This is a genomic window from uncultured Planktosalinus sp., from assembly GCF_963973675.1.
GTDB lineage: Bacteria > Bacteroidota > Bacteroidia > Flavobacteriales > Flavobacteriaceae > Planktosalinus.
The window spans coordinates 1-4,926 of record NZ_CAXBAN010000195.1 but is presented as its reverse complement, the minus strand read 5'-3'; the positions used below and the strand labels follow the sequence as shown (position 1 = coordinate 4,926).

Genomic DNA, 4,926 nt, shown 5'->3' with positions numbered 1-4,926 from the left:
AAATTCAATTACCCTGGAAAAAGATATGGAACAAAAATTAAAAAATTAAACTTTTTAAATATATCTAAAGTAAGTTCAGTTGAGATTACATTTAAAACAAAAATTATTAAAGAGAAAAAAATTTACTTTAATGAATCGTTTGGTTCTGGAGCAGTTTATTCTTCAGGGGAAGAAAATTTATTTTTAATGTCTTGCTTAAAAAAGGGCTTAAAGATATATTTTGTACCTGAGGAAATAGGTAGACTCAATGTTAACAACAGTTCAAGTTGGTTTAAAGGTTTTAATAAGAATTATTTTTACAACAAAGGGGCTTGGTTAGCAGCAAGTTACCCATATTTTAAATACTTATTAATTTTTTATGTTTTATTTAGGTTTAGAAATCAGTCTGAGATAGGACCTTTAAATATTTTTAAAAATCTTTTAAAAGGGATAAATGGTTATAAAACTAGAAAGTCTTTTAAAGAATAAAAAGTAATTATTTAAATGTCAATTAAATTTCCTAAAATATTAATAATTAGTCACAATGCTCTTTCAGAATCATCTGCTAATGGAAGAACATTAGCTAGTCTAGTTTCCAGCTGGAATACCGAAAAAATTTCTCAGTTTTATGTAAATAACGAATTGCCAGATTTTAAATATTGCTTTAATTATTTTAGAATTTCTGATTCTGATTTAATCAAAAATTTTCTTTTTAATAAGCATTATGTTGGCGAAATCAAAAATGAAAACATTAAAGCAAAATATTCTGATTTAAAGGATAGAAAAAATTGGAATTATTCAAAATTAAAAAAATACTTTTCATCCTTTTTATATTTAGCTAGGGAAGGTTTATGGGACTCAAAATGGAATAATAAAAATCTTTTGAATTGGATAGACTCTATAGAACCGGATATAGTTTTACTTCAGCCAGGGGATTATGCTTTTTTATACAAAATGACACTCTGGGTTTCTGATTTTAAAGAAATTCCTTATATAATTTATAATAGCGAAGATTATTTTTTAAAGAAAAGAAATACGATTTCTCCATTGTATCATATTTATTCATTGTATTATAAAAAAATAGTTAAAAATTGTTTTAAAAATGCCAGTCATATTATTTATAGTAATGATTTCTTAATGGAAAACATGACGAAGCAAATCCAAAGGCCTTCATCTGTAATACTAACCTCTAGTAATTTAGAAAAAAGTATTGCATCAAAATCAAAGAGTAAACTTAAAATTAGTTATACCGGTAACTTAGGGCACGAAAGATGGAAATCCTTAATTGAAATTGGAAAAGCTTTAAAAACAATTGATTCTAGTCTTGAGATTGAAGTTTACAGTGGTTTTTTGCCTCAGGAAGCAAAAAAACATTTTATAACTGAAAATGGCATTAATTTTTGTGGTGCTGTGAGTTATGAGAAGGTGAAAGAAGTCATACAAGAAAGTGATATTGTGTTGCATGTTGAAGGTTTTTCAGAATTTACAAAATGGGATATTAAGCACGGTTTTTCAACTAAAATCGCAGACCTTTTATCATCAGGCAAGTGCTTTTTGATGTATGGTCCCAAAGAAATTGCTTGTGTTGACTACCTTATAAAGAATCAAGCTGCGTGGGTGGCCACAAATAAAGATGAACTTAAAGAAGTTTTAAATAAGTTAGTAGGCAGTGAAGAAGCTCGTAAAAAATTTTTGGATAATGCCGAAGAATTAGTTGAAGAACGGCATAACAAAGAAAAGAATGCCCAGAAATTTGAAGAAATTATAAGATCTGTTTGTAAAGTAAGCAAAAGCACAGAAAATGAAAGTATTACAAATTAATGTTGTTTTCAGAAGGGGGAGTACGGGAAAAATTGTGGATGATATCCATACAATGTTGCTTAACGATGGATATAAGTCAGTGGTTTGTTATGGTCGTAAAACCAAATATATAGAAAAAAACATCTATAAAATTTCAACAGAGGTCGAAGCAAAATTACACGCACTTTTAGAACGCATCACAGGATACTCATATAAATTTTCCTATTTTGCCACAAGGTATTTATTGGCTGTTATCCGCAAAGAAAAACCTGATGTTGTGCATTTACATATGTTAAATGGTTATTTTGTAAACGTTTATAAGCTATTACATTTTTTAAAAAAAAATAAAATACCCACAGTTATCACACTTCATTCAGAAACAATGTACACTGGTGGCTGTGGTCATTCTTACGATTGTGAAAAATGGAAAACTGGTTGTGGAAACTGCCCACAATTAAAGGATGCTTCGCATTCATTATTTTTTGACAGAACATCAAAACAATGGAGCTTCATGAAACAAGCTTTTGAAGCCTTTGATTATTTAAAAATTATAGCTGTTTCAGACTGGCTGGAATCTCGTGCAAAACGTTCTCCAATTTTAATGGGTAAAGAATTTTGTGTTATTGGAAATGGAATAGACACTGAGAATGTCTTTTATCCTAAGCCTTTTCAAGAACTTAAAGAAAAACACAAATTAACAACTGAAAAGATTGTCTTACATGTTTCGCCATCCTTTTCATCGCCTTCAAAAGGGGGGCATTTTGTAATGGAACTGGCTAAACAAATGGCTAACTTGAATATTAAATTCATAGCGGTTGGTTTTGATGGTGATGCATCAGTTCTTCCGGATAATGTCATTGGCGTGAAGCATACTAAGGATCAGATAGAATTAGCCACTTATTATTCAATGGCAGATATTACGTTACTTACAAGTAAGCGCGAGACGTTCTCAATGGTTTGCGTAGAATCCCTAGCTTGTGGAACACCGGTTGTTGGTTTTAAAGCAGGAGCCCCTGAACAAATAGCGTTGAATGATTTTAGTGAATTTATAGCTTATGGAGATGTAAAATCTTTAAAAGCATCATTACTTAAATGGTTAGAAAAGGAAAAAAGTGAATTCAATGAATTACATACTATTGCTGCTCAAGATTATTCAAGAGAAAGGATGTATCATAAATATTTAGCTGTTTATAAATCCCTAAGAAATTAAAATGGAACAATACATTTATCTTTTCTTATTTATAACAATTTTAGGGGGCTTAACTTTAACCATAAGACCTACAAAAAAAAAGAAAATATTTTTTGTGTTTTTTTCAATCCTGTCAGTCATTTTATTACAATCATTAAGAAAATGGACGGTTGGAACTGATGTAGTTGCTTATTTATATTTTTTTGAAAGACTGTCAAGAGGTGAAAGTATTATTGATTTTGCATCAGAGTTTTCATCGCTAGAAATGGGCTTCTTATATTATAACAAGTTAATAGCAGTCTTTACTAAAGATCCACAAATTTATTTGACAATAATATCTGCAACCATATTTATACCCATCGGGTATGTTATTTATAAAAATTCAAAAAACATATTTGTATCATTAATTGCTTTATTATCACTTATCATTTTTAATTTTACATTTACAGGCTTAAGACAATCTATAGCAATTGCGATTGTTTTTCTCAGTTTTGAATATATCAAAAAACAAAAATGGTTATATTTTTTGTTATTGGTGTTGTTTGCTAGTAGTTTTCATACCTCGGCACTTGTGTTTTTAGCAGCATATCCCTTGTACTTTTTAGTATTAAGGAAAAAACATTATTTTATTGTTTTAATACTGTTTATAGGTGCATTTTTAGTTAGAGAAACCCTTTTGAAAAGTTTTGTATTAGTTGCATTTGATAAGTATGGTAACTCAGAACTGATGGTTGCAACTGATTCATACACAATGCTATTGTTTATGTTTTTTATATACACGGTTGCTGTATTTGTCAAAAATAAACAAAGTAAATCCTCTTTGACATTTAATGCAGCAACCAATTACATATTAATGGCTGCTTTTATACAAATTGCAGCCAGTGAATCTCAGGTAGCAATGAGGGCAGGCTATTATTATTTTATTTTTGTAACACTTTTATTACCTGATATAATAAGTGCTGTTAAGATTAAAAAATCCAGAAATAGTATTGCATTTATAATAGTAGTGGCTTGTTTTACTTTTTATTATATAACCACAATTAACAGCTCTATTAATCTATATATGTTTTACTGGGAATAATATTAAATGGAAAAAATAAAATATATAGGGTTTTATGATATTGAGTTATTTGATAATGAAAAAAGAGTTAGAAGCATTGCAGCTGTAAATAAAATGAACTATATAGCCGGTGCATTGGTAGATTCTGGTTATATTGTTGAAATTGTATCACCATCTTGGAGTTCAACAAAAACAGGTTATTTTCGCTCTCGAACCTGTAAAGTTTTTGAAAATGTGGTGCTAAAAGTAGGGCCCACATTTGGTGCTGAGAACTTAATTTTAAAGCGGTTCAGAATATTTTTATCCTGGTTATGGTTGTTTTCTTATTTACTTATAAACGCCAAGAAAAAAGAAAAAGTTATAGTTTACCACTCTATAATGGCAATTTACCCTATTTATCTAGCTAAAAAAATTAAAAAGTTTGAAGTAATATTAGAGTTAAACGAAATTTATCAAGATGTGTCAGAACTCTCACATCATTATAAAAATATTGAAAATAAGATAATTCAAGTGTCAAGTGCTTATATTATTTCAACAGAAATGTTGAAGTCTAAGATTGATGATAATAAACCCTTTTTAATTAACTATGGAAACTATCGACCGGAAGGAAATCGGTATTCACCTTATAATGATAAAATTCATATCGTGTATGCAGGTATCATTGATCTTCATAAAGCAGGAGCTTTTAATGCAATTGAAAGTGCACGGCACTTATCAAAAGACTATATAATACATATTATCGGCTTTGGTAATTTAAAAAATATCAATGAGTTAAAAGAAAAAATTGCAATAAGCAATCAAATACATGAATGTAAAGTGATTTTTGATGGTATAAAAAATGGTGATGAGTATGTTGATTATGTTTCTAAATGTCATATAGGTTTAAGCACTCAAGCAC

General features: G+C 29.1%; 4 protein-coding genes and 1 pseudogene. All 5 read left to right on the top strand.

What is annotated here, in order from left to right; translation table 11 throughout:
- A pseudogene (locus AACY61_RS08635) lies at positions 1-468 on the top strand (hypothetical protein); the annotation flags it as partial.
- A gap of 15 nt (positions 469-483) precedes the next feature.
- Positions 484-1,800, top strand: coding sequence for a hypothetical protein (locus AACY61_RS08630; RefSeq protein ID WP_339611174.1), 1,317 nt, complete (start codon positions 484-486; stop codon positions 1,798-1,800).
- Positions 1,781-2,989, top strand: coding sequence for a glycosyltransferase (locus tag AACY61_RS08625; RefSeq protein ID WP_339611173.1), 1,209 nt, complete (start codon positions 1,781-1,783; stop codon positions 2,987-2,989). Before AACY61_RS08630 ends, AACY61_RS08625 begins: the two co-directional genes overlap by 20 nt.
- A gap of 94 nt (positions 2,990-3,083) precedes the next feature.
- Positions 3,084-4,049, top strand: coding sequence for an EpsG family protein (locus AACY61_RS08620; protein ID WP_339611172.1), 966 nt, complete (start codon positions 3,084-3,086; stop codon positions 4,047-4,049).
- A 6-nt stretch (positions 4,050-4,055) separates the two neighbouring features.
- Positions 4,056-4,926 (top strand): hypothetical protein (locus AACY61_RS08615; RefSeq protein WP_339611171.1); only part of this gene is annotated, 871 nt, incomplete at its 3' end.